27 protein-coding genes are annotated in these 26,144 nt (G+C 66.3%); 13 read left to right on the top strand and 14 right to left on the bottom strand.

Annotation, left to right across the window (positions count from 1 at the left end; genetic code table 11):
* Positions 1-10: 10 nt before the first annotated feature.
* Positions 11-832 carry a TrmH family RNA methyltransferase gene (locus WFI54_RS00805; protein WP_336650910.1) on the top strand — a complete coding sequence of 274 codons (822 nt, stop codon included), beginning with the start codon at positions 11-13 and terminating at the stop codon, positions 830-832.
* Between the two features lie 51 nt (positions 833-883).
* On the opposite strand, the gene WFI54_RS00800 is transcribed toward WFI54_RS00805, so the two are convergent.
* The gene (locus tag WFI54_RS00800) at positions 884-1,549 is read right to left on the bottom strand and encodes a FadR/GntR family transcriptional regulator (RefSeq protein WP_336650909.1); all 666 of its coding nucleotides are present in this window, start codon (positions 1,547-1,549) and stop codon (positions 884-886) included.
* A gap of 221 nt (positions 1,550-1,770) precedes the next feature.
* Between WFI54_RS00800 and WFI54_RS00795 the strand changes: the two genes are divergently transcribed.
* From WFI54_RS00795 to WFI54_RS00770, 6 genes are all read left to right on the top strand, one after another.
* Positions 1,771-3,003, top strand: coding sequence for an MFS transporter (locus WFI54_RS00795; RefSeq protein ID WP_336650908.1), 1,233 nt, complete (start codon positions 1,771-1,773; stop codon positions 3,001-3,003).
* Positions 3,004-3,236: 233 nt separating this feature from the next.
* Complete coding sequence (locus WFI54_RS00790) at positions 3,237-4,019, top strand: phosphatase PAP2 family protein (RefSeq protein ID WP_336650907.1); 783 nt, start codon at positions 3,237-3,239, stop codon at positions 4,017-4,019.
* Between the two features lie 411 nt (positions 4,020-4,430).
* A complete protein-coding gene (locus WFI54_RS00785; RefSeq protein WP_336650906.1) occupies positions 4,431-5,789 on the top strand; it encodes a DUF418 domain-containing protein in 1,359 nt (452 codons plus the stop codon).
* 46 nt (positions 5,790-5,835) lie between these two features.
* Positions 5,836-6,444: a phosphoribosylanthranilate isomerase gene (locus WFI54_RS00780; RefSeq protein ID WP_336650905.1), complete on the top strand. Its 609-nt coding sequence runs from the start codon at positions 5,836-5,838 to the stop codon at positions 6,442-6,444.
* A 125-nt stretch (positions 6,445-6,569) separates the two neighbouring features.
* Positions 6,570-7,292 (top strand): alpha/beta fold hydrolase, encoded by a 723-nt coding sequence (locus WFI54_RS00775; protein ID WP_336650904.1) that lies wholly within the window; start codon positions 6,570-6,572, stop codon positions 7,290-7,292.
* Between the two features lie 168 nt (positions 7,293-7,460).
* Positions 7,461-8,231: a M23 family metallopeptidase gene (locus tag WFI54_RS00770; RefSeq protein WP_336650903.1), complete on the top strand. Its 771-nt coding sequence runs from the start codon at positions 7,461-7,463 to the stop codon at positions 8,229-8,231.
* Between the two features lie 69 nt (positions 8,232-8,300).
* Here WFI54_RS00770 and trpD read toward each other — a convergent pair whose 3' ends face one another.
* The gene (gene trpD / locus WFI54_RS00765) at positions 8,301-9,368 is read right to left on the bottom strand and encodes an anthranilate phosphoribosyltransferase (RefSeq protein WP_336650902.1); all 1,068 of its coding nucleotides are present in this window, start codon (positions 9,366-9,368) and stop codon (positions 8,301-8,303) included.
* A 267-nt stretch (positions 9,369-9,635) separates the two neighbouring features.
* Here trpD and ctaE point away from each other — a divergent pair, with 267 nt between their 5' ends.
* From ctaE to qcrB, 4 genes are read left to right on the top strand one after another with little or no spacing between them, the layout of a single operon-like run.
* Positions 9,636-10,250 carry an aa3-type cytochrome oxidase subunit III gene (gene ctaE / locus WFI54_RS00760; RefSeq protein ID WP_336651628.1) on the top strand — a complete coding sequence of 205 codons (615 nt, stop codon included), beginning with the start codon at positions 9,636-9,638 and terminating at the stop codon, positions 10,248-10,250.
* A gap of 21 nt (positions 10,251-10,271) precedes the next feature.
* Positions 10,272-11,081 (top strand): cytochrome bc1 complex diheme cytochrome c subunit, encoded by an 810-nt coding sequence (gene qcrC / locus WFI54_RS00755; RefSeq protein WP_336650901.1) that lies wholly within the window; start codon positions 10,272-10,274, stop codon positions 11,079-11,081.
* A 46-nt stretch (positions 11,082-11,127) separates the two neighbouring features.
* Entirely contained in the window at positions 11,128-12,243 is a 1,116-nt protein-coding gene (qcrA, locus tag WFI54_RS00750) for a cytochrome bc1 complex Rieske iron-sulfur subunit (RefSeq protein WP_336650900.1), read from the top strand.
* Positions 12,240-13,853: a cytochrome bc1 complex cytochrome b subunit gene (gene qcrB, locus WFI54_RS00745; protein WP_336650899.1), complete on the top strand. Its 1,614-nt coding sequence runs from the start codon at positions 12,240-12,242 to the stop codon at positions 13,851-13,853. The genes qcrA and qcrB overlap by 4 nt, the downstream gene beginning before the upstream one ends.
* A 309-nt stretch (positions 13,854-14,162) precedes the next feature.
* Here qcrB and WFI54_RS00740 read toward each other — a convergent pair whose 3' ends face one another.
* The 7 genes from WFI54_RS00740 to erpA all read right to left on the bottom strand — a co-directional run bounded on the left by WFI54_RS00740 (position 14,163) and on the right by erpA (position 19,106).
* Positions 14,163-14,339 (bottom strand): hypothetical protein, encoded by a 177-nt coding sequence (locus WFI54_RS00740; protein WP_336650898.1) that lies wholly within the window; start codon positions 14,337-14,339, stop codon positions 14,163-14,165.
* Positions 14,340-14,724: 385 nt separating this feature from the next.
* Positions 14,725-15,180 (bottom strand): TetR/AcrR family transcriptional regulator, encoded by a 456-nt coding sequence (locus WFI54_RS00735; RefSeq protein WP_336650897.1) that lies wholly within the window; start codon positions 15,178-15,180, stop codon positions 14,725-14,727.
* The gene (locus WFI54_RS00730) at positions 15,177-15,620 is read right to left on the bottom strand and encodes a GNAT family N-acetyltransferase (protein WP_336650896.1); all 444 of its coding nucleotides are present in this window, start codon (positions 15,618-15,620) and stop codon (positions 15,177-15,179) included. The genes WFI54_RS00735 and WFI54_RS00730 overlap by 4 nt, the downstream gene beginning before the upstream one ends.
* Before the next feature lie 10 nt (positions 15,621-15,630).
* Positions 15,631-16,053 carry a cytochrome c oxidase subunit 4 gene (locus WFI54_RS00725; RefSeq protein WP_336650895.1) on the bottom strand — a complete coding sequence of 141 codons (423 nt, stop codon included), beginning with the start codon at positions 16,051-16,053 and terminating at the stop codon, positions 15,631-15,633.
* A 20-nt stretch (positions 16,054-16,073) separates the two neighbouring features.
* Entirely contained in the window at positions 16,074-17,711 is a 1,638-nt protein-coding gene (gene ctaD / locus WFI54_RS00720; RefSeq protein WP_336650894.1) for an aa3-type cytochrome oxidase subunit I, read from the bottom strand.
* Between the two features lie 16 nt (positions 17,712-17,727).
* Positions 17,728-18,582 (bottom strand): aa3-type cytochrome oxidase subunit II, encoded by an 855-nt coding sequence (gene ctaC, locus WFI54_RS00715; protein ID WP_336650893.1) that lies wholly within the window; start codon positions 18,580-18,582, stop codon positions 17,728-17,730.
* A 152-nt stretch (positions 18,583-18,734) separates the two neighbouring features.
* Positions 18,735-19,106 (bottom strand): iron-sulfur cluster insertion protein ErpA, encoded by a 372-nt coding sequence (gene erpA / locus WFI54_RS00710; RefSeq protein WP_024355819.1) that lies wholly within the window; start codon positions 19,104-19,106, stop codon positions 18,735-18,737.
* 164 nt (positions 19,107-19,270) lie between these two features.
* On the opposite strand from erpA, the gene WFI54_RS00705 reads away from it, so the two are divergent.
* Positions 19,271-19,849, top strand: coding sequence for a DUF3043 domain-containing protein (locus tag WFI54_RS00705; protein ID WP_336650892.1), 579 nt, complete (start codon positions 19,271-19,273; stop codon positions 19,847-19,849).
* 82 nt (positions 19,850-19,931) lie between these two features.
* On the opposite strand, the gene WFI54_RS00700 is transcribed toward WFI54_RS00705, so the two are convergent.
* From WFI54_RS00700 to hisD, 3 genes are read right to left on the bottom strand one after another with little or no spacing between them, the layout of a single operon-like run.
* Positions 19,932-20,978: a quinone-dependent dihydroorotate dehydrogenase gene (locus tag WFI54_RS00700; protein ID WP_336650891.1), complete on the bottom strand. Its 1,047-nt coding sequence runs from the start codon at positions 20,976-20,978 to the stop codon at positions 19,932-19,934.
* 1 nt (position 20,979) lies between these two features.
* Positions 20,980-21,462, bottom strand: a complete 483-nt coding sequence (nrdR, locus tag WFI54_RS00695) for a transcriptional regulator NrdR (RefSeq protein ID WP_336650890.1) — start codon at positions 21,460-21,462, stop codon at positions 20,980-20,982.
* Entirely contained in the window at positions 21,462-22,787 is a 1,326-nt protein-coding gene (gene hisD, locus WFI54_RS00690) for a histidinol dehydrogenase (RefSeq protein ID WP_336651627.1), read from the bottom strand. Before hisD ends, nrdR begins: the two co-directional genes overlap by 1 nt.
* 152 nt (positions 22,788-22,939) lie before the next feature.
* On the opposite strand from hisD, the gene WFI54_RS00685 reads away from it, so the two are divergent.
* Positions 22,940-23,692, top strand: coding sequence for a sulfite exporter TauE/SafE family protein (locus tag WFI54_RS00685; RefSeq protein ID WP_336650889.1), 753 nt, complete (start codon positions 22,940-22,942; stop codon positions 23,690-23,692).
* 13 nt (positions 23,693-23,705) lie between these two features.
* Here WFI54_RS00685 and WFI54_RS00680 read toward each other — a convergent pair whose 3' ends face one another.
* Positions 23,706-25,310: a class I SAM-dependent methyltransferase gene (locus WFI54_RS00680; RefSeq protein WP_336650888.1), complete on the bottom strand. Its 1,605-nt coding sequence runs from the start codon at positions 25,308-25,310 to the stop codon at positions 23,706-23,708.
* A gap of 111 nt (positions 25,311-25,421) precedes the next feature.
* Positions 25,422-26,066 (bottom strand): NAD(P)-dependent oxidoreductase, encoded by a 645-nt coding sequence (locus tag WFI54_RS00675; protein ID WP_336650887.1) that lies wholly within the window; start codon positions 26,064-26,066, stop codon positions 25,422-25,424.
* Positions 26,067-26,144: the final 78 nt, after the last annotated feature.

The following is a 26,144-nucleotide window of genomic DNA, read 5'->3' as shown; positions in this document are numbered from 1 at the left end:
AGGCTGCGGCATGAGGATCATCCGCATCGACGACCTCGGCGCACCCGAGCTCGCCGACTACACCAAGCTCACCGATGTCGCGCTGAGACGGGTGCTCGAGCCTGAGGAGGGCCTGTACCTCGCCGAATCCCCAAAGGTGATCGAGCGGGCGCTGCGCGCCGGGCACCGCCCTCGTTCGGTGTTGCTGCTCGAAGAGTGGCTGCCGCGGGTGGAACCACTGCTCACCGAGCACCCCGAGGTGCCCGTTTTCGTGGGGGAGTCGCATCAGCTCGAAGCGCTCACCGGCTTCCACATGCACCGCGGCGCGCTCGCCTCGATGCACCGGCCGACGCTGCTCGACCCAGCCGAGCTGCTGCGCGCACCCGCAACGTCGGCGCAGCCGCGGTCCCGTGTCGCGGTGCTGGAGGGCCTCACCGACCACACGAACGTGGGGGCCGTGTTCCGTTCGGCCGCCGCGCTGGGCGTCGACGCGGTGCTCGCCTCACCCGACTGCGCCGACCCGCTCTACCGGCGTTCCGTGCGGGTGTCAATGGGAACGGTATTCCAAGTGCCGTGGACGCGCTTCGAGCGCTGGCCCGCAGGCCTCGACGCCCTCACCGACGCGGGCTACATCGTCGCGGGGATGACGCTCGGGGAGGGCGCGATCACCCTCGACGAGCTCGTCGCCGAAGATCACCCGAAGCTCGGCCTCGTGTTCGGCACCGAAGGGCACGGCATCACGCCCCGAGTCGACCGCCGCCTCGATCGGCGCGTCACGATTCCGATGATGGGCGGCGTCGACTCGCTGAACGTAGCCGCCGCTTCCGCCGTCACCTTTTACGCCACGCGGTGAGCGGGCACCGCGAACTGAGCGGGGCAGGGGAGAGGCGCGCCACGCAACCGCTCAGCTGACCGCTGCGCGGAGTGAGCGCAGGTGGTCGCGCGCGAGGGATGCTGCTGCGGACGCGTCCTGCGCTTCGATGGCGGTGACGATCACGGCGTGCGCGTTCTGGTCGTGCGGGTCGCCGTAGTCGCCGCGGATGCGCAGCATCGCGATCATGGCCTCGCGGATCCTGGGCACGAAACGGTCAAACATCTCGAGCAGCACCGCGTTGTGGGCGGCCACGATGACCGCGCGGTGGAACCCGGCGTCGGCATCGACGTGGGCCTCGATGCCCACAGCGATATCGCGCTCGGACAGGGTGCGTCGCATCGCACGCAGATCCGCGGCGGTGCGACGTTCCGCCGCGAGAAACGCAGCCTCCGCCTCAATAGCGGTGCGGGCCTCGATCACCTCCACGATGTCGGCGCGACGCAGCAGCCCCTCCCAGTCTTCGACGACATCGAGCGCGGCGACGAACACACCGGCCCCTTGGCGGGTAGTGAGCACGCCCTGACCTGCGAGGCGGCGGATCGCTTCTCGCACCGTGGATCGCCCCACACCCAGCTGTGGGCCGAGGGTGTTCTCGCCAGGCAGTTTCGAACCGAGTGGCCACTCGCCGGCGCGCACGCGCTCCAGGATCATGTCCGCGGCTTGCTCGGCCAGGGAGGTGCGCGTGATCTGGGCCATGAATCCCCACCTGTCTACTTGTCTGAGAAGTCGTGTACAGTCTATCCCATGACCGCACGGCTCCTCCTTCGCCGCCGCAGCAGGATCTAGCCCGACCGGCACCCCTGCTGCGGCGCACCACCGCCTGCGGTCACCACGCCGCCGCACTCCCGGCCGCGCCTGGCTCCTCTGGGGGAGGAGCGGGCGCCAATCCGCCGTGCCGCGAATCCGAAGGGACCCCTATGGACGTCGCAACAACCCCGCCCACCCAGCATCGCCTGCAGCTCTGGACACTCACCGCCACCCACGTCGCGAATGACTTCTACACCGGGGCCGTCGCCGCCCTGCTGCCGTTCTTCGTGCTGCACGCCCAGTACAGCTACGCCGCCGTCGCGGGGATCACCCTCGCGGCGACCGCGCTGTCGAGCGTTGCGCAGCCTGTCTTCGGCTACCTGAGCGACCGCTTCCAACTGCGCTGGATGACCCTCGCGGGCCTGCTCGCCGCGGGCGCCGGCATCGCAGCCAGCGGCCTCGTCGCAGACTCCTACCCGCTGGTCTGGATCGTCGTGGCGATCTCGGGCATCGGCGTCGCCGCCTATCACCCCGCTGCCACGGTCGAAGCCCGGGAGGCCGGGCGCGGCACGAGCCGCGCGATGAGCCTGTTCTCGGTCGGCGGCAATGTGGGCGTAGCGCTGGCGCCTGCCGGGGTGATTCTGGTGGTGGGGTGGTTCGGCCTGCCGGGCACCGCATTGCTCATCGTGCCGGCTCTCGTGCTGGGCCTCGTCTACGCCGCAGTCTCGTGGCGTCGCCTGTTCGGCCGCCCCGCGGTGACGCTCGCGGCCTCTCGCACAGCTCAGGCGACGCCGCGACAGCCCGACGATTGGCGCGCCTTCGGCCGTTTGACGGTGGTGCTCGCCATGTGGTCGGTCGCGTATGTGGGCACCTCCACCTTCGTCTCCCTGTATTCCATCGAACACTTCGCGGTCAGCACTGCCTTCGCCTCGATCGCGCTCTCGGTGTTTCCCGCGGCTGGTGCCGCAGGCACGCTCATCGGCGGCTGGCTGGCTGACCGCTTCGGCCGCCTGCGCGTAGTGCGGGCAGGCTATCTACTCGCTGCGCTCTCGGTCGGGGCGATCGTGCTCGCCCCGAACCCGGCGGTGGTGATCGTCGCCACCGGCGCGCTAGGGGTGGCCCTGTTCTTGCCGTTCGCGGCGCAGATCACGCTCTCGCACTCCTATTTACCGAACCGCATCGGCATTGCGAGCGGGGTGACGCTCGGCCTCACACTGTCGTTCGGGGGCGTGGTCAGCCCACTGCTCGGCAAGGTCGCCGACGCCTCGGATGTGCGGATCGTCTTCGTGATCATGGCGGCGCTGCTCGTCGTCGGTTTCGGTTTGTCGTTTGCGCTGCGCGAGCGCCGCGCCGATCTGCAGCTGCTCGCCGAGGTCACAGAAGCTGCGCCGGCCCAGTCTTGACGCGCCGAGCTCCGCGCTCCCAGGTGCGCCACTGGGAGCGCGGATAGGCTGGGGTTGGTCATCGCATAGGCGTTGAATCGAACAGCCGCTTTGAATCGAATCTGTACAGCATTCCCTGATCTGGAGGTCGTGTTGCTCCGGAGCTTTCATGCACCATGTTTCACCGTGGCCGAAGTGTCGCGCCCGGTGCCGGGCGATCTCGTTTTCCATGGGGCCGGCCGGGGGAGTCGCGCGTGATTGCGGATCGTAGGCGGGCGCTGTGGTTTGCATGCTTTTGGATCGCGGTGGGCGTCGGCTCGTATGTGCTCGGCGTACAGCTGGAGATGGGGCAGCGCGCTGAAGACACGGTGCTTGATGCTGCAGAGTTCACTACGAGCCCGCCACCTCCGCTGAATCTGGTCTCGATCCCGTCGGTGGCGATCGCACTTGGCGTGGTGGCGCTGATTGCGCTGGTCGCGCACGGGATCAGACGGGCGCTTGTGGTCACCGTGGTGCCGGTGCTTGCGATTATTGCATCGCAGTTGTTGAAGCAGGTGTGGTTGACGCGGCCGCAGTTGTTCGAGCTCGATGTGCCGAACACGTTTCCGAGCGGGCATATGACAGTGTTCACCGTGGTGACCGCTGCGCTGATTTGGGCGGTGCCGTCTGCGATTCGCGGTTTCGTGACCGTCGCGGGAGCGGTGCTGCTCTCAGCGGTCGGCTGGCAACTGTTGGCGTACGGTTGGCATCGTCCGAGCGATGTGCTGGGCGGCATCGCGCTGGGCACCGCGGCGTTCGCACTGGCGTGCCTGATTCGCCCGGTGACATCACGGGGGAGCGTTGTTCTGGGCCGCACCTTCGCTGTCGGTCTGGTGCTGGTGGGGTGGATTGTCGTCGCCGCGGCACTCGTGCTCGGGGCTATCGCCGCCTGGAACGGCAATGCCGCAACGCTGTTGAGCGCCGGTCAGTTCGGTTGCATCGGCGCCGCAACGCTCGCGTCGCGCGCTCTGCTGCTGCTCAGCACCCCACGCAGCTGACATAACACCCACGGCTATGGTGTTCCGCCGCGCTTCATGCGGATCGCCAGGCGTTGACCGCCCACCGTTCACCGAGCCGCCGTTCACCGAGCCGCCGTTCACCGAGCCACCGCGCACCAAGCTCGAGCGAGTCCACACACCACAATCCGCCATGGTGTGCTCACCCGAAGCGGCCCCCAAATGCCAGGTGCACAACACTCCGCGATCCACACCCCAAATCCCGAAGTACAAATCACCCGAGCATCCCCAACCGCGCACCCCAAAACCCCGCACCCCAAGCCCCACCCTCAACCCCCAAATTTCCAGCTTGATTATCATGCACGAGGGCGCCCGCGCCCAGTGCATGATAATCAATATTATGTCAGCTTGAAGAAGCGGGCGCCGCCCCGGCCGAACGCTCTCACCCATACCATGGGTATCGGAACAGCCGACGACTCGGCACCATTCTCACTCTGGAGGTTTCGCGTGCCGCAGGCCGTTTCCGTTTCATCACCCGCTGCGGCGCCAAGCTCGCGCGCACTGGCGCCTGATCTGGCGCGCGGCTGGATGCTGTTGCTCATCGCTGTGGCGAATGTGTCGGCGTTTCTGTGGGGCCACGAAGTGCCGTCGTACACGGTGCACCCAGTTGATGGTTCTGTGCTGGATCGGGCCTTGGGTGCGCTGACGATTCTGTTCGTCGATGCGCGCGTGTACCCGATGTTCGCGTTCCTCTTCGGATACGGCATGGTGCAGTTCGCTCGGGCCCGTGAGGCTCGGGGTGTGCCGCCGCTTGCGGTGCGCCGCATGTTTTGGCGTCGGCACTGGTGGCTGCTGGCGTTCGGGTTCGTGCACGCGGCGCTGCTGTTCGCGGGCGACATTCTCGGCGCGTACGGGTTGACAGGTCTCGCGCTCACGGCCGCGTTGTTCTGGCGCTCCGATCGCGTGCTGAAGTTCACGGTGTGGTCGATGTTTGGGCTGATCGTATTCGGGGCGCTTTCGATGCTCGGGCTGGCCCTACTCATAAGCGCGCTGCTGCCGCCGGAGTCGCAGGCGCTGATGCTGGGCACGGGCTTCGGCAGCACCGCTGATCTGCTGAACGGTGTTGAGAACTACGGCTGGGCGATGCTCGCGCGGGTCGGCATGTGGCTGGTGTCGACGCCGGCGACGGTGCTGTCGCTCGTGGTGCCGTTGTGCGTGCTGCTCGGCTGGCTGGCTGGCCGGCACCGCTGGCTCGAGGTTTCGGGATCGCGCATCGGCCTGGGCACGGTGGCGTTCTGGGGCATCGTGGTGAGCCTGCTCGGTGCGGCTCCGATCGCACTGGTGTATCTCGACCTCCTGCCCGGGCTGGAGTCGATCGCGTGGGCGGTGGCACTGCTCGGTCAGATCGCGGGCGCTGCGGGCGGTGTCGCGTATGCGGCGCTGTTCGGGATGCTCGGCATGCGACTGCAGGGCCGGGCTGGGCCGGTGTCGCGGTCGGTGGCGGCGGTGGGCAAGCGCTCCTTGAGCAGCTATCTGCTGCAGTCGGTGGTGTTCGCTCCCCTGCTCGCGGCGTGGGGTTTCGGTCTGGGTGCGCAGATCGGCACGGCTGCGGCGTTCGGTATCGCCTTGGCGGCATGGCTGATCTCGCTGCTGCTGGCCGTGCTGTTGGAGCGCCGGGATGCTCGCGGGCCCGCTGAGGTGCTGCTGCGACGGCTCACCTATGCGCGGCTCGACACCGCGCCCACTCCCGCGGCTCCCCCGGCCGTTCCGGGCGCTCCGGCTGCGACGCAGAAACTGCGCCTTCCCTCGTGAAGCCGCTACGCTGACGGCGGTAAGACCTCTCGAAAAGGATGCAGCGATGTACGTGAAGATTTGCGGCCTCCGCGATGCCCGAATGGCCGAGTATGCGATCGTGGCCGGGGCCGATGCCTTGGGTGTCGTGATGAGCCCGCGCAGCCCACGGCATGCGACGCCGGCTCAGGCGGCCGAGGTGGTTGCGGCGGCGCGGGCAGCGGATCGCGGGGTCGATGTGGCGCTCGTGGTGAACCGCATGGATGCTGTTGCCGCCGCTGAGACTGCGAAAGAGCTCGGCTTCGATGTGCTGCAGCTGCACGGTGCCTATGGTGCCGACGATTTCGCCGCCGCCCGCGAGATCCTGCCCCGAGTGTGGCGTGCAACTTCGCTGGCACAGTCTCCAGCGTTGCGGGCCGGCGACTTCGGCGAAGAACGTCTCCTCGTCGATGGCGCCTCCCCCGGTTCTGGCGAGGCCTGGGATCTGTCGCTCATCGCCGGCGCCCAGTTGGGCGATCAGTGGCTGCTGGCGGGCGGGCTGCACCCCGCCAATGTCGCCCAGGCCATCGCCTCGGTACATCCGGGCGGGGTCGATGTTTCGAGCGGCGTCGAGCGAGCGCCTGGCGAGAAGGATCCAGAGCTGATCACGCGCTTCATCAGGGCTGCGCGCGCATGAGCGCGTTTCGCGCGCGAGGCACTGACGACGAGGCCCCTCCGCTCCCCCGGCCTGAGCGCACTCGCTTTCGCGCAGGCTCGCACGAACTCCATGTCTTTCGCTGGCCTCGGCCAGGTGCGCCGCGCGTGCTGCTGGTGCACGGCATCGGCATGGGGCACAGCGTGTACGACCGTTTTCTCGCCGAGATCCGCTCCTCCTGCGAGGCGATCGCGGTTGACCTTCCCGGGTTTGCCGATTGCCCCGAGCCCGCCGATCCGCTCTCAATACCGGCGACCGCCGATCTTGTCGCAGACGCCTTGCGCGACCAGGATGCTGCGCCGCTTGTCGCCGTAGGACACTCAATGGGTGCGCAGGTGGTGGCTGAGCTCGCGGCCAGGCATCCTGGGCTGGTGCAGCGCCTCGTGCTCATCGCGGCCTCGGTGAACCCGGATGAGCGATCGCTACCGCAACAGGCGTTTCGCATGGTGCAGGATCTCGCGGAGGGCGAACCGTTCTCGGTCGTCACCCGCGCGACGAAGACCTATTTCCAGGCGGGCCCCGTCTGGTTTATGCGGAAGCTCCGTCAGATGCTTGCGCACCGTCTTGAACGGTGTCTGCCTCACATCTCGCAGCCGACGCTGGTGCTGCGCGGCACGCTGGATCGCGTCTGCCCTCGTGGCTGGGCGGTGCGGATCACAGGCCTGCTCCCCCGCGGTGAGATGCGGCAGATTGCGGATCGCGGCCACGAGGCGCTGATCAGTTCTGGGCAGCCTGTAGCGCAGCTTGTGCTTGACTGGATCGGTGCCGGGGGCACCCCCTTGCGCCCCTCGAATCCGAGCGATCTGGTGTTTCCCACGCAGACCTTGTAACCTAAGCGTTATCTTTTACCGCGGCCGACGCCGCCCTGCACGACACTCCTGAAAGCCCGAATGACAGACGCCTCCGACCGCAACGAGCCCCGCAGCTCCGTCGGTTCCAGCTACCCGTCACGCAGATCGTTGAGAGCTCAGCGGACGGACCCGCCTCAAGTCCCCGTGGTGACCGCAACCGGGTCGATTCGCGTTCCCCTGGTCGAGCATGTGCCTGCCGCCCAGGCTCCGATTGTCGCAGCTCCCCCGGCCCGCATGCCGTTGCGCCGCCGCATTGCAGCGGCCGCTGCCGCGGCGAGCGTCTGCGGCTTGGTGCTGACCATCTCACTCCCCATGGTCTCCCCCACTGATGCGGCGTCGCCAGCCGGCGGGATCGTGCCCGGCCAGGAGCTGTTCTCCGAGGTGTCACTCGAAGAGCTGCCAACCTCGTTCAGCGAAATCAGCGCCGCCGTCTCAGACGACGGCTCACCCACCAACTTCACGTTCCGGCCGCAGGCTCTCGTCAACTACCCCTTCGCGTCGACGGTGACCCTCACCGACGGTTTCGGTTACCGCACCGCCCCCGTCGAACAGTTCCACGACGCGCAGGATTTCGCAGCCCCCGCTGGCACCCCTATTCAGGTGATCGCCGACGGTAAGGTTGTCGAAGCGGGCTTCGCGAGTGACGGTTGCGGTTTCGGCCTGAAGGTCGAACATGATCTCGCCGGCACGAAAGCCACGAGTCGCTACTGCCACATGGAAATGGCTTCGCACTCATACCGTGTCGGCGACACCGTCTCGATGGGCGACCGCGCAGGATCAGTGGGCAACACGGGCATGTCGTTCGGCCCGCACCTGCACCTCGCTATCAGGGTCGACGATCAGCCCGCCGACCCGATGCCGTTCTTTGCGAAGTACACGCGCATGGACCGCCAGCAGGACGCGGCCGCCGGGTCTTGATCTCGTCTGGCCCGGCTGCCGACCCGGTGTAACGGGCCGGCAGCATTCAACCCTGCAGGGCATGCCGATTCAGGCCGCTGCGCCGGCTTCTCCGGTTGCGCGCACCCAGGCGGCGAGCTTCTCCGCAGCCTTGCCGGAATCGATCGTCTCCGCCGCTACGCGCAGCTTCTCGTCGAGCCGTTCGAGCAGGGGACGCTCGGCAGACTCAGGCACCTTCGCCAGCTCGTAGGCCACGAGACCGGCTGCGGCGTTGAGGAGCACGATGTCGCGCACGGGGCCCTGCTCCCCCGCAAGCACGCGGTGCACGATCTTCGCGTTCTCGTCGGGGGTGCCGCCGAGCAGATCTTCGATAGAAGCGCGCGCGATCCCGAGGTCACGTGGGTCGATGTCATGCTCGGTGAGCCCGCCGCGGGTGACTTCCCAAAGACGGGAGTGACCGGTGGTGGTCAATTCGTCGAGGCCATCGTCACCTCGGAAGACGAGGGCGGAGGCTCCGCGAATGCGGAAGACTCCCGCGATGAGCGGCGCGGCCGCAGGATCTGCGACACCGACTGCGGAAGCTTCGGGGCGTACCGGGTTGCAGAGCGGCCCGAGGAAGTTGAAAACGGTGGGGATGCCGAGCTGGGAGCGCACCGGCGCGACGTGCCTAAACCCTGGCAGGAATCGTGCGGCGTGCACGAATGCGATCCCCGCTTGCTCGAACACCTCTGCGAGCTGCGCAGCGTCGAGGGAAAGACCGATTCCGAGCGCGGTGAGCACATCAGAAGAGCCCGATTTGCTGCTGGCTGCCTTGTTCCCGTGCTTGACCACGGGCGCACCGGCTGCGGCGGCCGTGATGGACGCCATCGTCGACACGTTGACCGTGCCGAAGCGATCACCGCCGGTACCGACAATGTCGAGCGACATGGTCGGCAACGAGATCGGAGCGGCTTCGGCGAGAATCGCGTCACGGAACCCGACAATCTCGTCGACGGTGACGCCCTTCGCGCGTAGACCCACGAGAAACGCACCCATCTGAGCACCGGAGGCCTCGCCTGTCATGAAACCGGACATAGCCCACTCGGCCTGAGAGACACTGAGATCGTCGCCCTCGAGGAGCATTGTGAGCACGGTCGGCCAGGTGCGTTCGTCGATCATGCAGACATCTTATCGGCGGTGCGGGTGTCGATTCTTCAGCACTGAAAGTGCTGCCAGAAGAGTTCGCAGGAACCCTTCCCCCAGGCCGCGCCAGAATCGCGACCGAGAGGCCACAATCATCAGATGAAGAACCGTGCCAGAGTGGACGCCGCAGCCCCTCCGGCACGGTAGGCTGATCAGGAAACTCGCAGAAAGTTCGGCGCGCCGGGACCGAGTGAAAACGCACACCAAACTTTCAGCCATAATGGAGGGGTGACAACGACCACTATGAATACCAAGTCAGCCGTGCCCTCGGTGAAGCGACCGAATATCGTCGCCGTGGGCACGATCGTGTGGCTCGGCAGCGAGGTCATGTTCTTCGCGGGCCTCTTCGCCATCTACTTCACGCTCCGCGCGATGAATCCTGAGCTGTGGGCCGAGAAGACCGAGCTGCACAACTTCCCCTTCGCGCTGGTCAACACCCTGATCCTGGTGGCCTCATCCTTCACCGCACAGGCAGGCGTGTTCGCGGCGGAGCGCATGCAGCCCCGCGCAACGGGCGCGAGCCCCAAGAAGTGGGGCACCGTCGAGTGGTTCTTCCTCACCTTCTTCATGGGCGCGATCTTCGTGTCGGGCCAGGTGTGGGAGTACGCCACCTTCGTCTCCGAAGGCATCACGCTGAGCTCGGATCCCTACGGCGCAGCCTTCTACATGACCACGGGCTTCCACGGCATCCACGTCGCGCTCGGCCTCGTCGCCTTCCTGCTGGTTATCGGCCGTATCTACGCCGTCAAGAACTTCACGCACAAGGAGGAGACCACCGCGGTCGTCGTGTCCTACTACTGGCACTTCGTCGACATCGTGTGGATCATCCTCTTCATCGTCATCTACGTCCTCAAGTAGGGGTCAGGAGTAATCGAGATCATGGCTCGCGCCAAGAAAAACGTTCGCAAGTCCGGCCGTCGGCATCCGCTTGCCACCGCTGCTCTCGTTGCGGTCGGCCTGCTCGTGACCGGCGCCGCTTACACCGGCTTCAGCCAGACCTCTGCGACCGCCGAGATCGACCTTGAGTCCCCCGCCACCATCGAGGCGGGCGAGAAGCTGTTCGGTGCTAACTGCGCCACCTGTCACGGGGCCAATGCCCAGGGCACTGAGGACGGACCCTCACTCATCGGCGCAGGTGCCGCTTCGGTCAACTTCCAGGTCGGCACCGGCCGTATGCCGCTCGCCTTCCAGGGCCCCCAGGGCATGGTTAAGCCGCAGCAGTTCACCGAGGAGCAGACCCTTCAGATGGCGGCCTACGTGGCCTCCCTCGCTCCCGGCCCGGCACTCCCGGACAGCCGGTACATCCAGGCAGATAGCGACGACGAGGGCATCGCCCGCGGCGGTCAGCTCTTCCGCATCAACTGCGCAATGTGCCACAACGTTGCAGCGGCCGGCGGTGCGCTCACGCAGGGCAAGTTCGCCCCCAAGCTCACCGGCGTGCCCGCGACGCACATCTACGAGGCCATGGTCACCGGCCCGCAGAACATGCCCGTCTTCAGCGATGCGAACATCTCGCCGCAGGAGAAGGCCGACATCATCTCGTACCTGAAGTACATCGAGAACCAGCCCGCCGTCGGCGGCCTGACCCTCGGGTCGATCGGCCCCGTGGCCGAGGGCCTCTTCATCTGGGTGATCGGTCTGGGCGCAATCGTCGGCCTCACCGTCTGGGTCACCGCGAAGTCGAACTAGTTCGACGGCGCACATAGAGTTCATGAGTCAGGAGTCAAGGAGCAACATGGCAGAGGAAGCGAAGAACAACGGCGGCACTGACGCCGTTGTCGCCGCCCAGGGCCACAGCTCGGTCGAAGCTGCGGCAGGAACTGCAGTCATCGCGTCCGATGCTGTGCAGAATCCGGGCCTTCCCCCGCACCGGAAGCGCGTCACGGATCTCGATCCCAAGAAAGAGAAGCGCGCCGAGCGCACCGTCTACACGCTCTTCTACATCTCGATCGCAGGCAGCCTCGGCGCCGTCCTCGCCTACATGTTCTTCCCGATTGAAACGGGCGAGATGCTGGCGATCCGACTGCACACCATGTTCGTCGGCCTCGGCATGGCCCTCGCACTGCTCGCCGTCGGTGTTGGCGCGGTTCACTGGGGCAAGGCCATCATGGCCGATCACGAGTCGATCGACGTACGTCACCCGGTTCCGAGCGACGAGCCCACCCGCGAGGCTGCGGCCGAGGTCTTCCGACTCGCTGATGAAGAGTCGGGCTTCTCCCGCCGCTCGCTCGTGCGCAACAGCCTGATCGGTGCGCTCATCGCCTTCCCGCTTCCCGGCATCACTCTCCTCCGCGGTCTCGCACCGCAGGATCGCGATCCGGTGCAGCTGCTGAAGCACACCATGTGGGACAAGGGCGTCCGTCTCGCTCGCGACCCCTCCGGTGTGCCGATCAAGGCCAGCGAGGTCACCATCGGCTCCGCGTTCCACGTCATCCCCGAGACGCTCAACCACGAAGACTTCCATAACCTCAGCCTCGACGAGCGCGGCGGCAGCGAAACGCTGCTCGACGCGAAGGCCAAGGCCATCGTGCTGCTGATGCGTCTTGATCAGTCCGAGCTCAAGGAGCTCCCTGAGCGTAAGAACTGGTCGTACGACGGCATCATCGCGTACTCCAAGGTCTGCACGCACGTTGGTTGCCCTGTGGCACTTTACGAGCAGCACACCCACCACCTGCTCTGCCCGTGCCACCAGTCGCAGTTCGACGTCTCGGAGCACGCGAAGGTCGTCTTCGGCCCCGCGAAGCGCCCGCTGCCCCAGCTTCCGATCACCGTCGACGACGAGGGCTACCTTGTCGCGCAGAGCGATTTCCATGAACCTGTCGGCCCGAGCTTCTGGGAGCGCCTCAAGTGAGCAGCACCGTAACTGAATCCCCCGCGCAGAGCGGTTCGAGCCGCTTCACCGCCGCCGCAGCGAACTACATCGACGAGCGCACCAAGATCGGCGTCGCCGTCAAGGAGTTCGGCCGCAAGGTCTTCCCCGATCACTGGTCGTTCCTGCTCGGCGAAGTCGCCCTGTACAGCTTCGTCGTCATCCTGCTGTCGGGCACCTTCCTCACGTTGTTCTTCCAGGCCTCAATGGTCGAGACGCACTACACCGGCCCCTACGTGCCGATGAAGGGCGTCGAGATGTCGGCAGCAATGGCGTCGACCCTCGATATCTCCTTCTCAGTGCGCGGCGGCCTGCTCATGCGCCACGTGCACCACTGGGCCGCACTGCTGTTCGTTGCGTCCATCGGCCTGCACATGCTCCGCATCTTCTTCACGGGTGCGTTCCGCAAGCCGCGTGAGCTCAACTGGGTGATCGGCTTCGTGCTCTTCGTGCTCGCAATGGCCGAGGGCTTCACCGGCTACTCCCTCCCGGATGACGTGCTTTCGGGCAACGGTCTCCGCATCATCGACGGCATCATCAAGGCCATTCCGGTGATCGGCACCTACCTGTCGTACTTCTTCTTCGGCGGAGAGTTCCCCGGCACCGATATTGTCGGCCGTCTTTACATGCTGCACATCATGGTGCTGCCGGCGATGGTCATCCTCTTCGTGGCACTGCACCTGGCCTTCGTGGTCATCCACAAGCACACGCAGTACCCCGGCCCGGGCAAGACTCAGCAGAACGTGGTCGGCTTCCCGGTCCTCCCCGTGTACGCGGCGAAGGCTGGCGGCTTCTTCTTCATCGTGTTCGGCGTCATCGCCCTGATTGCCTCCTTCGTGAGCATCAACCCGATCTGGAACTACGGCCCCTACGATCCCTCCCCCGTTTCGGCTGGTACCCAGCCTGACTGGTACATCGGCTTCGCCGACGGTATGCTCCGTCTCGTGCCGCCGGGGCTGGAAACCGAGTGGTTCGGCTACACCTGGTCGTGGAACATGCTGATTCCGCTGATCGTCATCGCGATCTTCCTGGTCATCGTTGCCGCCTACCCCTTCATCGAAGCCTGGGTGACCGGTGACAAGCGCGAGCACCACATCCTCGATCGTCCGCGTAATGCCCCCACCCGCACCGCCATCGGTGCAGCCGGTGTGGTCTTCTACGCGGTGATGTGGGCCGGCGCGAGCTCGGACCTCATGGCAACCCACTTCCAGCTGTCGATGGAAGGCGTGATCCATGCACTCCAGGCACTGCTGATCCTTGGCCCGATCTTCGCCTACGTGGTCACGAAGCGCATCTGCCTCGGCCTGCAGAAGAAGGATCGTGCGATCGCTCTGCACGGCTACGAGTCGGGACGCATCGTGCGCCTGCCCGGTGGCGAGTACATCGAGGTGCACAAGCCCGTCACGGATTACGAGCGCTGGGAGCTGGTCAGCTACCACGACTACGCACCGCTCATGCTCCGTCCCAACGACGACGGCCGCATTCCGTTCTCGAAGCGCCTGCGCGCAGGCTTCAGCCGCTGGTTCTTCGAAGATCGCATCGTGCCGCCCACCCAGGGCGAGCTGGAACAGGGCCACCACGACGGCCACTGATCCACCGCGAACGCGTGAGGCCCCGCAGGTTCATTCCTGCGGGGCCTCACGCGTTTTCGCTACTCCACCGGAGGTTCAGTTCCAGAAGCCTGCCCAAGTGGCTGCGAACGCTCTCCACTGTGCATACCCGGATCTCACCTCGGCGGGCCGCAGGGCGAGATTCATAGCGTTTCCTCGACCATCTGCTCGGCATCCGGCAGCGGAAGCACCGTCTCGATGCGACTTCCACCGCGCCGCAGCTCGTCGATCTGCTCGGCGAGGTGCAGCCCCACCCCTGTGGCGTGCGCGATCTTCCGCCGAAGGGCGAGGTCAGGAGCACCCGCGCACTCCCGGCTGCGGGCCGGCGTTGTCGGCGTTGGAGCGGTACCCACTATCGATGTCGGTCTTCGCTCCGATGTGGCACGCGTCACAGCTCAAGCAACTTGCCGCCACCGCGTCCACGAGCGCTACGCCGCTCAGCTTGTCGAACACGGTCAGCTCGCCCATTCGCGCATGTATCGCGGTGATCAGCATCCGTGCCTGGGGGCACTCCGGCTTCGGCAGCCGAGCCGCTACGACATGCCGCCGGCGCGTCGACGCTCTGCGGCGCTCCGCGGCGCTCCGCGGCGCTCTGCGACGTTCTGCGGCTTCTGTGGCTCTCTGCAGCTCTCTGCGGCCAACACGAGCGCCCCGGGCGCCCATCCGCCGTGGTATGTTGGCGGCATCGCGTGAGCGGTCACTATTCACGTCCGGACCGCTGAGTGCGGTCTCTCCCCCGGCGATAGGCGCGCGTGTGCGCCGTGGGCGTCGAAGAACAGCCGTCAGCGGCATCGCCGCAGGCTTGGGCGCCGCAAAGTCTACGATACTGCGCTACGGCCTCCATGCGAGGAACCTAGCTGCGCGGATCGGCTCCCACCTTGGCGTCAGCACCAGCATCCGCATCGGTGCGCAGCATCGAGTGCGCGCCGGCAGCGAGCAGCGCATCAAATTCGGAGTCTCCAAGTGCGTCGCGCAGCTCGAGGAGGCTGCCCAACAACGCAAACCGCAGCACCGGGTCTGCCGCTGCGCTCACCGCTTGGAAGAGGAAGCGCTGGATGCCCTCAGAATCCGGTTCTCGGTGTTCGGCGAGCAGAGCATCGCAGACCCTGTCGAAGCAGGCCAGAAAGAGCTGCTGCTTCGTCTCAAAGTTGGCGTAAACGTGCGGCTGCGGCACCTGGGCTCTGGCGGCTATCGAGCTTGTGGAGGCGCCGTGGTAGCCGAAGAGGCCGAACTCCGTGAGTCCGGCCTCTATCAGGCGTTCCCGGTTCTCGCCGGGCCGTCGTCGAGCGCGACGCTGTGAGTCGCTCACCCCAGGTCGAGAACCTTGCGGTAATGCTCACCCACGGGTTCGAAGCCGCGGTGATTGTAGAACGAGCCGATGCGCGCCGTCGATGCGGAGAGCTGGCGCACCCCGCGTCCCATGCAGTACTTCTCACAAGCCTGCATGAGACGATCGCCGACTCCATGGCGACGTGAACCCTCGTCGACCACGATCTCCTGCAGGTGTGCCGTGAGACCGGGAGCATGCAGCAGGCGCGAGACAGTCATCAGCGAGTAGCCGACCACGCGATGCTCAAGCTCGGCAACGAAGAGCACGTTCGTCTCTTGGTCACGGTGCCGCAGCACGTTATCGAAGGCGATCAGAAACTCGTCACGCCCGATCGGCTCGCGACCGGTAGTGAACTGGCGGGCCAGAGCGAAGACGGCGTTGACGTCTTCGCTCTGGCCGCGACGGATGATAATGCTCACGCGTTTGCCTCTATCGAGCGAAGTGGCCGCGGTAGTACTCGTACACCCAACCCACGATGCCGACGACTACGAGCGGCAGGGTGAGGAAGGAGAGCCAGAAATGGAAACCGACGCAGAGGCCGAGGACCACCATCGAAGCACCGAATGCGAGGAAGATCGGCCACCAGCTCCACGGGCTGAACTCACCGAGCTCAGGATCGCCGTCATCGATGTCAGCATCGGGACGGTCCTCCTGAAGCACCCCGCCCTGCTTCTTCTTGACGAGGCCGAGATAGGAGGCGATGAAGCCTGTCAGACCGCCCGAGAGGAGGATCGCAACGGAGCCTGCCCACTCGGGGTAGCCGTGCTCGAGCAGATTCCAGACCGTGTAGATCGCAGCGAGAAGCACGAAGTACGCGGTGAGGATCCAGAAGATGACGATATTGGATTTCATGAGTCAGTCTCTCCTCGAGATCACTTCTTCTCGGCGAGCGCGGGCTCGCGAACCGGCTGCTCGACGCCGCTGATCTCGGGGTGGTTGAGATCGAACGCCGGCGACTCCGTGCGGATGCGCGGGATCGAGGTGAAGTTGTGACGGGGCGGCGGGCAGGAGGTGGCCCACTCGAGCGAGCGGCCGTATCCCCACGGATCATTGACGGTGACCTTCGGAGCACGACGTGCGGTGATGTACACGTTGAGCAGGAAGGGGATCATCGAAGCGCCGAGGATCATCGCACCCACGGTCGACAGCTGGTTGCCCCAGGTGACGCCGTCGGAGGGGAGGTAGGTCGCGTAGCGGCGGGGCATGGCCATGACACCCAGCCAGTGCTGCACGAGGAAGGTCATGTGGAAGCCGATGAACAGCACCCAGAAGTGAATCTTGCCAAGACGCTCGTCGAGCATGCGACCGGTCCACTTGGGCCACCAGAAGTAGAATCCGGCGAACATCGCGAACACCACGGTGCCGAAGACCACGTAGTGGAAGTGAGCAACCACGAAGTAGGTGTCCGAGAGGTGGAAGTCGAGTGCAGGCGAGGCGAGGATGACGCCGGTCAGGCCACCGAAGACGAAGGTCACCAGGAAGCCGAGCGACCACAGCATGGGCGTCTCGAAGGTGATCGATCCACGCCACAGAGTGCCAAGCCAGTTGAAGATCTTCACACCCGTGGGCACAGCGATCATCATGGTCATGAGCGCGAAGAAAGGCAGCAGCACCGAACCGGTGACGTACATGTGGTGCGCCCACACAGTCATCGACAGCGCGGCAATCGCGATGGTTGCGTAGATCAGCGTCTTGTAGCCGAAGAGCGGCTTACGGCTGAACACGGGGAAGATCTCGGAGACGATACCGAAGAACGGCAGTGCGATGACGTACACCTCGGGGTGGCCGAAGAACCAGAAGAGGTGCTGCCAGAGGATTGCCCCTCCCTCACCCGTGTAGATGTGGGCACCGAAGATGCGGTCTGCTGCCAGGCCGAACATCGCCGCGGCGAGCACGGGGAAGACGAGCAGCACGAGGATCGAGGTGATGAGCGTGTTCCAGGTGAACACGGACATACGCCACATGGTCATACCGGGGGCGCGCATCGTGATGATGGTGGTGATGAAGTTCACACCGCCCATGATCGTGCCGAAGCCGCTGACACCGAGACCGAGCACCCAGAGGTTGCCACCAACTCCCGGGGAGTAGGTCATATCCGAAAGTGGTGCGTAGGCGAACCAGCCGAAGGAGGCTGCACCCTGCGGGGTGAGGAAGCCGCCGACGGCGATCAGGGAGCCGAAGGTGTAGAGCCAGAACGCGAAGGCGTTGAGTCGCGGGAACGCGACATCGGGAGCACCGATCTGCAGCGGCATCATGACGTTCGCGAAGCCCGCGAAGAGCGGGGTGGCGAACATCAGCAGCATGATCGTGCCGTGCATGGTGAACAGCTGGTTGTACTGCTCCTTGGTAGCGATGATCTCAAGACCCGGCGCGAACAGCTGCGCACGGATCAGGAGAGCCATGAGGCCGCCGATCAGGAACCACACGAAGGAGCTGATCAGGTACATGTACCCGATCACCTTGTGGTCCGTGGACGTCAGCCACGAGACAATGACGTTGCCCTTCTTCATGTTTCTGTTTCCCTCGTTAGTCGTTCTGCGACTTCGCGTTGTCGTTGTCGATCGCGAGGCGCTCCTGGTTCGGGTTGAACTCGGCGGTCACCTGGCCGGTGTTGCCCGCATCGCGCAGCGACTCGATGTACGCGTCGTACTCGTCTTGCTCGACGACGCGCACTTCGAAGAGCATCATGGAGTGGTATTCGCCGCAAAGCTCGGCGCACTTGCCCATGAAGGTGCCGGTCTTAGTCGGCGTGAAGCTCATGTAGTTGGTCTGACCCGGGATCATGTCCTTCTTGTAGAGGAACTCGACCACCCAGAAAGAGTGGATGACATCGCGGGTCTCGAGACGGATCTCGGTGGTCTTGTCAACCGGAAGGTAGAGCACCGGCATGGTGTCTTCCTTGGCGTTGCCTTCTGCGTCGGTCTGCACCTGGACGCCCTGGAAGTAGACGTCGTCATCAACGTAGTTGAAGTCCCAGGCCCAGCGCTTGCCGATGACCTCGACGGTGTTGTCAGGGTTGTCGATGCGGGCTTCGATCTTATTCTGCTCCTGCGCGGTGAACGCGAAGAAGCCGAGCACCAAGATCACCGGCACGACGGTGAAGAAGGTCTCGATCGGCATGTTGTATCGGAGCTGCACAGGCAGGCCCGTCTGCCCCTTGCGACGGCGGTACGCAATGGTGGCCCAGATGATGAGGCCCCACGTGATGACGCCGACGGCGAGCAGCACGATCCAGGAGGTGACCCACAAGCCGGTGACACCGTCCGTGTGGTTGGTGGCTCCCTCGGAACCCTCGGGCAAGAAGCCCCGCTGCTGCTCGGGGGTGCAGCCGGCAAGCAGCAGTGCTGCCGAGAGCACCACCGGGGCCGCGACCCACTTCATTCGACGATTGGAACGCACCGCATACCTTTCGAACTGTTTTCTCGCCGGCTCGGATGGCAGGCGAAGCTGATGACTCCCTGACAGCTTAGCGCGAAGCTGAGCATTCCCCGAACCGACACCGGGTGTCGCGAACTCCGAATGCTCGACTCTGCTCAGCTGAAGCTGTCGCCGCAGGCGCAACTGCCCTGAGCATTGGGATTGTCAATGGTGAAACCCTGCTTTTGGATGGTGTCTTCGAAGTCGATCGTGGCACCGCTCAGGTACGGGATGCTCATCGCATCGACCACGACCTCGACCCCGTCGAAGTCAACGACGGCGTCGTTTTCAAGCTGGCGTTCGTCGAAGAACAGCTGGTAAATCAGGCCGGAGCATCCGCCGGGCTGCACGGCGATACGCAGGCGCAGATCGTCGCGCCCCTCCTGCGCCAGCAGGCTACGCACTTTCTCCTGCGCGGTCTCGCTCAGCGCGACACCGTGCGCGCGCTCCTCTGCCGCGGTCTCCGCTGCGATCGTGTCAGTGCTCATGCGGGTAACTCCTCGCTCGCGTGTTGAACCCTTGCGCATCGATTCTACGCCGCTCGCAGGGGATCGCGTCAGCCGCGCACGGTAGTCTTATTGGAGCAGTCGACCGTATCGACGGACGTCTCATATGCATACGCGCGCAGTGCGCATCGATCGAGAGGACAGGCGTGGCAAAGAAGGGCGCTGACAACGCGACCGCCGCGGGCGAGAATGACGCTCGGAATGGGGCGAGCACGGGCAAAGGTCGCCCCACTCCCTCGCGCAAGCAGGCGGAGGCCGCGAATGCGCGGCCGATCGTGGGCTCCCGCGACAAGGCCATGATGAAGGAGCAGCGACGCCAGCAGGCCGAGGCCCGCGAGCGCGCTCGCCTCGGCATGATGCAGGGCGATGAGCGCTTTCTCACCCCGCGAGACAAGGGCCCGCAGCGCCGCTACGTGCGCGACTACGTCGATGCCCGCTGGAGTGTCGGCGAGCTGCTCATTCCGATGATGCTGGTAGTGCTGGTGATGACGTTCATCCCGGGCATCATGCAGATCATCAGCCTGGTGGTGATCTGGGCGTTCGTGGGTCTTGCGATCCTCGATGCGGTGTTCCTCGGCATGCGTCTGAAGAAGCGCTTGGCTGAGAAGTTTGGTGAGGATCGCGTGCAGCCCGGCTTCCGCTGGTACGCCGCGATGCGCGCGTTCCAGTTCCGCCCGCTGCGCGTGCCGAAGCCGCAGGTCAAGCGCGGCAACTTCCCGAGCTGATTCGGCACCGGCCTGGTGCATAAGAACCCCCTGTCGTTGCGAGAGCATCGACAGGGGGTTCTTCGTTGTGCGCAGCTGCGGTCTACTCCCCCGGCTGGCGCCAGCCTGCGCGCAGCAGGCCGCGGTTGATGGCACGGGCCCAGAGCGGTCCCTCGTAGATGTAGGCGGTGTAGCCCTGCACGAGCGTGGCGCCGGCACGAAGCCTCTCGAGCACGTCCTCCGCCGTGGCGACGCCACCGACGGAGATCACGCAGAAGTCTGGGTCGGGCTCAGCAGCCCGGATGCGGCGCAACACCTGCAACGAGCGCTCGCGTAGCGGTTCACCGGAGAGACCACCGGCACCCATACGCTCGATTTCTGTTTCTGAGACGCTCAGCCCCTCGCGCGAGATCGTGGTGTTGGTGGCGATGATGCCGTCCAGGCCGAGACGCTTGGCAAGTGCCACGATGCCGTCGATCTGGTCGTCGCTCATATCCGGCGCGATCTTGACGAGCAGCGGGGTGCCGCCGGCGGCATCACGCACGGCGGCAAGCAGCGGCTCGAGCATCTCGAGTTCTTGCAGGCCGCGCAGTCCGGGCGTGTTGGGAGAGCTGACGTTCACCGCGAGGTAGTCGGCGATCGGGGCGAGCCGCTGCGCGCTCCAGACGTAGTCCTGCACGGCGTCTTCGACCTCTGTGACGCGGCTCTTGCCGATGTTCACACCGATCACCGGGCGTCGCCTCGACAGGCGGGCGCGCTCGATGCGCGGCACCGCTGCGGCCGATCCGCCGTTATTGAATCCCATACGGTTGATGAGCCCGCGATCTCCCACCAGGCGGAACATGCGCGGCTTCGGGTTGCCCGGCTGCGCATGTTTGGTGAGTGTGCCCACCTCGACGTGACCGAAGCCGAAGGCACCGAGGCCGAGGATGCCTTCGGCGTTCTTGTCGAAGCCGGCGGCGAGGCCGAAGGGACTCGGGAAGTCGATGCCGAGCGCGCGGGTGCGCAGCGAGGAGTGCGGCGCGCAGGCGCGGCGCACAATGCCTGCGGTGAAGGGTGCCGCCTGGATCACCTTGAAGGCCAGGTGGTGCGCGGGCTCGGGGTTCATACGTCGCAGGACGGTGCTGAAGAGCAGCGGGTAGAGACGCATGTCAATCCTCCGTGAGGGTCGGTGCGGGGGCTTCGCCCGCGGGGTGGGCGCGAAGCTCGGCAATCGCGTCATCAAAGTCGGAGAGCGATTCGAAGGCTTGATAGACGCTGGCGAAACGCAGGTAGGCCACTTCGTCGAGCTCGCGCAGGTACGGCAGGATCGCGAGACCGATCTCGTTGGCGTCGAACTGCGCAACCCCACTGGATCGCACCGACTCTTCGACACGCTGGGCGAGCACGGCGAGGTCTGCCTCGGTGACGGGGCGACCCTGGCAGGCCTTTCGCACGCCGCTCATCACCTTTTCGCGGCTGAACGGCTCGACCACGCCTGATCGTTTGATGACGGTGAGGCTTGCGGTCTCGGTTGTGGTGAAGCGGCGGCCGCACTCGGGGCACTGCCTGCGGCGGCGGATCGAGAGGCCGTCGTCAGCGGTGCGGGAATCGATAACCCGGCTGTCTGGGTGGCGGCAGAAGGGGCAGTGCATCAGGCCTGATCCCCCTCGCCCGTCGATTCGAAGCGGGCGCTGACTGCTTCGCCGTGGGCGGGCAGGCCCTCCGCCGCTGCGAGGGCGAGTAGGGGCTGTTCGACCTGGGCCAGTGCGGCGCCATCGTAGGAGATGACCTGCTGGGGGCGCAGGAAGGTGTGGGCACCGAGGCCGGAGGCGAAGCGGGCGGTGCCGCCTGTGGGCAGCACGTGGTTGGAGCCGGCGAGGTAGTCTCCGAGGCTCACAGGCGTGTAGGCCCCCACGAAGATCGCGCCGGCGTCGCTAATGTTGGCGAGCACGGCGTCGTCATCGCGTGTTTGGATTTCGAGGTGCTCAGGGCCGTAGGCGTCGCTGACTCGGGCGGCCGTTGCGAGATCATCGACGAGGATCACGGCAGACTGCGGGCCACCGAGCGCCGTGGCGACACGCTCGGCGTGCTGCGTGCCTGCCGAGCGTGTCGCGATCTCGGCGATCACACGCTCGGCGAACTCGGATGAGTCGGTGACGAGCACCGAGGCGGCGGCTTCGTCGTGCTCGGCTTGACTGATGAGGTCAGCGGCAACGAACCGGGGGTCGGCGGTGTGATCTGCGATCACGAGGATCTCGGTGGTGCCCGCCTCGGAGTCGATACCGACGATTCCGTTGACCACGCGCTTCGCAGCGGCGACGAACACGTTGCCTGGCCCCGAGATCTTGTCGACGGGCGCGAGGCCGATGCTCTCAACGCCGTGCGCGAAGGCGGCGATGGCGCCCGCGCCTCCGATCGCGTAGACCTCTTCGACACCGGCGAGGGCGGCGGCCCACAGCACGACCTCGTGCGGCAGGCCATTGTTGTCGGACTGCGCTGGTGAGGCGAGTGCGAGCTCAGGCACTCCGGCGGCCTGCGCGGCGACGGCGTTCATGATCACCGATGACGGGTATGCGGCCTTGCCGCCGGGGGCGTAAAGCCCCACTCGGCCCATCGGTTGCCAGCGCTGCCTGATGACGGCGCCGTCTCCGAAGCGGGTCAGCTGCTCGGCGGGCACCTGCGCGGCTGAGGCGAGGCGCAGCTTCTCGATGAGCAGTTCGAGTGCGGCACGAATCTCGGGCGGGCAGGTTTCGAGCGACGCCGCGATGCGTTCTGCTGGCACGCGCAGGGCATGCCCTTCAACGCCGTCGAAATCGCGCGCCTGTTCGCGCAGCGCCTCCTCGCCTCGGTCTCGCACAGCGTCCACGAGGGGGCGCACGCGGTCCACCGCGGTGCCCATATCGAGTGCGGCGCGCGGTACGAGCCGCAGCAGGTCGGCGCGCGAGAGGTGCTGCCCCCGCAGATCAATCGTTCGCATCACCCGCCTAGTTTACCGGCAGCGCGGCACCCGCGTTCCGGTGAGGGCGGCGCGCGGCATCTGGCAGGATGGAGGCGACGAAGCGGGGGACGCATGCAGCACGCCGACACGCGACGCGGGCCGCACGGCGCGCCACGCACGGGAGCAGCCTCGTGACGCTTCTGACGGGGGTGCTGATCATCGGGCTCATCCTGCTGGGGTCGGTGGCGCAGCGGATGGCGGGGCTCGGTTTCGCGATGCTCGTCTCACCGTTCATGGTGCTGGTGCTGGGTGCGCACTCTGGTGTGGTGCTCGTAAACGCGCTGTCGATCATGTCGAGCGCGCTGATTCTGCCGCGGGTGTGGCGCTCGATCGACTGGTCGCTGTTTCGCTGGCTCGGCGGCTTCGCCGTTGTCGGTTCGCTCGTTGGCGCGTGGCTGTCGCAGCTCTTCTCAGCTGCGGTGCTGGCGGTCGCCGTGGGCGGGATCGTGATCGTTGCGCTCGGCGGTTCGCTCGCGGTGCGGGGCGGCCGTTTCTCGACTGAGCAGCGCACGCCGCGCGCGCTCGCGGGGCTGCTTTCCGGGGTGACCAGCGCGCTCGCGGGTGTGGGTGGCCCGGCTGTCAGTGCGTACGCGGTGCTGACGCGCTGGCCGCAGGCTTCCTTCGCTGCAACGCTGCAACCCTATTTTCTACTTATCAGCGCCACGGCGACCGCTGCGAAGCTGGTGCTCGACCCGGCGGCGCTGCCCGCGACGCCCTGGTGGTTTTGGGTGATTGTGCTGGCCGTGCTTGTCGGCGGGATCGCGCTCGGTGAGCGGCTGCTCACGGTGGTGAGTTCACGTCAAGTGCGACGCTTCGTCATCGTGCTCGCGTTTGTGGGGGCTGCTGCAACGCTGGTGCGGGGTCTCTGGGAACTGTTCGGCTGAGCCGGCAGCCCGGTCAGAGCGGTCGCTCGGCCGGCGCGAGCATGCCGAGCCAGGCCAGCTCGCGGAATCCCGCGGTCAGTACCTCGGCCGCCGCGTCCGCATCGACTTCGAGCAGGGTTGCGAGCGCGTCTGCGATGCGGCCGAGTGACAGCTCGCCGTCGCACACTCCCACCGCAGCTGCGATGAGCGGATCCGCTGCCACACGACGCGCAATCGGTCGATCGGTGGTGAGGCGGATCGCGCGGGGCGCTTCCTCCCCCGGCGTGTGTTCGCGCTCTTCGACCACAGACTCGGAGCGCAGCCAGTGCGTGTCAAGCACCTCCGCATCGCTCATGCGGGCGGCGCGCACGCCGGCGTCGAAGGCTGCGGCGAGCCCCGCGCCGAGACCATCGCCGGCGTAGGCGCCGGCGGCCTGATCGATCTCAACGACGGTGCCCTCAACAACGGTGCCCGCTGCGCCGTGGCTCTCCTCGGCCGCGGCGAACATCGGCGCGGCCGCAGCCTGAGCCGGTATGCGAACGCGGATCGCACCGAGGCCGATTGCGGTGATGCGACGGGTGGTGAAGTCGTCAAGCCATGCACCCATGAGCCCCTCGAACTCGGCGGTGCCCGGTCGGGCGCCGCCGTCCCGCGCCCAGGTCTCGGCGTACTGCGCGGGGTCGACTCTGTCGCGTTCGATCACCCAGGCATCAAGTGGGCCGGCGGCGCCTGCCGCCGCGGCGATCCAGCCGCGCACGCGCTCAAGACCGTTGGATCCCCACGGCGACTCCCAGTTGGCGAGACAGAGCAGCGTGCCGCCGGGCGCGAGATACGCGGGCCCTTCGCTCACCACACGCTCCGCGAGGCCGTCACCGGCCATTCCGCCGTCGCGGTACTCGTAGACGGGCGCGTCGCTGTCACCCCTGGGCGTGATCACGAACGGCGGATTTGAAAGCACGAGATCGAACTGCTCGCCCGAGACCGGCTCGAACAGGTCGCCGAGACGAAACTCGATCCGTTGCTCCAGACCGGCCAGTCTGGCGTTCGCCCTGGCCAGCATGAGCGCACGCTCGGAGATGTCTGTCGCAACTACGTCGCCGCGCAGCGCCAGATGCATGGCGACGATTCCACAACCGGTGCCCAGGTCGAGACAGCGAGCTGCCTCAGCGGGCGGGGCCTGGGAGATCAGAGAGCGCGTGGCACCTCCGACACCCATGACGTGATCGGGGCGGGCAGGACCGCGTCGCAGCTGATCGTCGAGGTCAGAAATGATCCACCAGTGCAGCGGTTGCTCGCGGCACGCATCGGCGACGAGCACCGGATTCAGCGAGAGAGCCGCGCGAAGACCGTCAGCGTCATCGGGCCGCACCAGGCCGAGCGCGAGCGCACCGACAGTACCGAGCGCCGGCACTGCCGCGTCGAGTTCGGCGCGTTCAACGCGGCCCGCGAGCAGAAACAGTCTCACCAGTGTCGCCAACGGACTGGCACCGCGCTCGGCAAGCGCCCGCAGCGCCGGCGCGAACACCCCGCGCTGACGGGCAGCGTCTGCTCCGGCACCGAGCAGAGCCGTGATCGAGTCGGCACGGTAGTCGGCTGCGTTGAGGTCGGCGTGCAGGCTGTCGATGAGTTCAGGATCCACCCCACCAGGGTATGTGCTCCCGGGCCGTGTTGCGGCGGTGCCCGGCGAGCACCAGAACTCACCGGGCACCATCTCTCACATGAGGATCGGATACGCCTCAGGCAGCCGCGGTCAGTACGCGACGGTGAAGCGTGCGCGGCGGTGCTGCGGCTTCGCGATCTCGTCGGCCACGGCGACACCGAAATCGGCGCCCGAAATCTCAGACTTGCCTTCGGCATTGGTGAGCAGCACGTCGCCGCCCACCCGGTACTCGCCCCGGTGCTCCCCCGCAGCCCAGGCCCCGAAGGTGGCAGCCGGGCTGATGAGGAACCAGTCGAGCGTCTCAGGCGTGGCACGCAGATCGTCGAGCACGCCGCCCATCTCGGAGGCCTCAGGCTTCACTGCGTCTGCGAAGTCGGGGCCGTTCATCACGAGGTCGCCGCCCTCGCTCTGCAGCAGCGATCCGGCCCCGCCAACCACACCGAGACGCACACCGGCGGCAGCAGCCTCGGTGGCCAGCTCGGCGATCGCGGGGCGCACCCGGCCGACCATATCGCCGCGGGGTGAGACGGCGATAACCACAACGTCTGCGCCGGCAAGGGCCCGGGCACGATCCGCGGCCTCAGTGATGGAGCCCTGCACGTAGTTGACGCCCGGCACCTGCTGCGCGCTCTCACCGCGGCTCATGCTCGTTACGTCGAGCCCTTGCACCGCCGCCGCCTCAACGATGTGCGATCCAGCGTAGCCGCTGCCGCCGATTACCGTCACCTGGGTCATGTCTGCCTCCTCGAAGTCGCGGACCGCCGCTGCGGCGGGCCGTCTGCTACAACCGCGATCCGCTCGCGGCTATTCCGC

Origin of the sequence: Leucobacter sp. MMO-125, assembly GCF_037148395.1 — a bacterium.
Taxonomy (GTDB): domain Bacteria; phylum Actinomycetota; class Actinomycetes; order Actinomycetales; family Microbacteriaceae; genus Leucobacter.
Note: the sequence above shows the minus strand (reverse complement) of the source record. Positions and strands in the feature narration are given on the sequence as shown.